Source organism: Pseudomonas sp. AC083 (genome assembly GCF_979253165.1).
In genome coordinates this window covers 1-229 of record NZ_CEEDDH010000392.1, presented here as the reverse complement: position 1 = coordinate 229, position 229 = coordinate 1, and the positions used below count along the sequence as shown (strand labels likewise).

The window sequence follows — 229 nt, the reverse complement described above, 5'->3', positions numbered from 1 at the left end:
CCTTTAGACGGTTCATGGCAGGTTCGAGATGAGACACGAGTCCCTCATACAATGAATCATTTTCATTGAGATGGTAGCCAGTTTTATTTGAAATAAAATCAATGAGCTTTTTCGTTCTCAGCGCGATATCCAGCTCGATTTCATCAATACGGTATTCTGCCCCAAAGCTGCGATTTGCACTGCGAAGGTGGATGGTCATATATCCGACCTCCGCTTCAGGGATCTCCAC

1 protein-coding gene is annotated in these 229 nt (G+C 45.0%); it reads right to left on the bottom strand.

The features are described from left to right. Positions 1-199, bottom strand: a 199-nt coding sequence (locus tag AC0IXA_RS28305; RefSeq protein WP_471815043.1) for a PRD domain-containing protein, incomplete at its 3' end; no start/stop codon positions are given. Positions 200-229: the final 30 nt, after the last annotated feature.